The sequence below is a fragment of the Romboutsia sp. genome (assembly GCF_051659545.1).
GTDB lineage: Bacteria > Bacillota > Clostridia > Peptostreptococcales > Peptostreptococcaceae > JBOFOR01.
On the sequence record NZ_JBOFOR010000207.1, the window covers coordinates 1 to 1,153 of the forward strand.

3 protein-coding genes are annotated in these 1,153 nt (G+C 29.0%); all 3 read right to left on the minus strand.

The window, feature by feature from the left end; translation table 11 throughout:
- Positions 1-374: polyprenyl synthetase family protein (locus tag ACRC03_RS11255; protein ID WP_438652663.1), on the minus strand; the 374-nt coding region annotated here is incomplete at its 3' end.
- Positions 375-393: 19 nt separating this feature from the next.
- A complete protein-coding gene (locus tag ACRC03_RS11260) occupies positions 394-906 on the minus strand; it encodes a Gx transporter family protein (RefSeq protein WP_438652664.1) in 513 nt (170 codons plus the stop codon).
- 12 nt (positions 907-918) lie between these two features.
- A partial coding sequence (locus ACRC03_RS11265) for a NusG domain II-containing protein (protein ID WP_438652665.1) occupies positions 919-1,153 on the minus strand: 235 nt, incomplete at its 5' end.

Consider the following 1,153-nt stretch of genomic DNA (forward strand, 5'->3'; position numbering starts at 1 on the left):
GCTAATATCTTAAAGCATACACAGAAAAGATAATCTCCTATATATACTGCATAGTCTTTTCCATATTTTGATTGTATTGTTTCTTGACCTCTTCTTAATTTAGAATCATCAATTACATCATCATGTACTAAACTTGCCATATGTAACATTTCTATTACAGCTGCTGTTGGCACAGCTTTTTCTCTATCATAGTTTCCAAATTTTGAACCAATTATAACAAATGCAGGTCTTAATAATTTCCCACCACATTCAATTAATTCTACTATTGAATTTTCAATTTTTTTATCTTTACATTTTACATTTTTTTTCATTAAATTTAAAACTAATGTTAACTCTTCCTTTAATTCAGGATAGCTATTCCATATATTATCCATTAAAATCCCCTTCTATTTCCTATCTAAACATTTTTAGTTTAGATAAGTGGTTTACTACATAATTAGCTGTAATCCCAATAAAAATCCCAGTTCCTATACCTATAGTCGATAATACTGGTAAATACATCATTATGCCTATATTTTTGACTATTAAAGATGCTACTATAAGCTGTCCTACATTATGAAATATTGCACCTGCACAGCTTACTCCAATTATGCTTACCTTATCTTTTAAAGTTTCTTTTACAAAAACCATAGCTGCAAAACTTAATATTCCACCTACTGCACTATACATAAATGATGATAAATTTCCACCAAACATTGTTCCAAGTGTTAACCTTAAAAAGATAACTAAAAATGCATCTTTTTTATTATTAAGAGTATATAAAGCTATAACTGTTATTAAATTTGCAAGTCCTAGCTTTGCACCTGGTGTTATAAATGGTACTGGTATCATTCTTTCAAAAATATGTAACACTAATGCTTGTGCAACTAATAAGCCAATATAGACCATTCTTCTTGTATCTTTCACAACTTCACCTCATTAATGTGAGATTATAATATCATCATCCTCTTCTATTTTACCTTTTATATAAACCATAACCTTATTTGGCAAACATACTAAAGATTCACCAGGCTTGTTTACATACTCTGGATGCATACAAACTTTATCTTTGCATGTAGTCTCTATTATCCCTATATTGCTATCAGTTACTTGTATTATATTTTTCCCATGCTTAGTCTCAATTTCTATTATCTCTTTTCCTCTATGAGCTGTT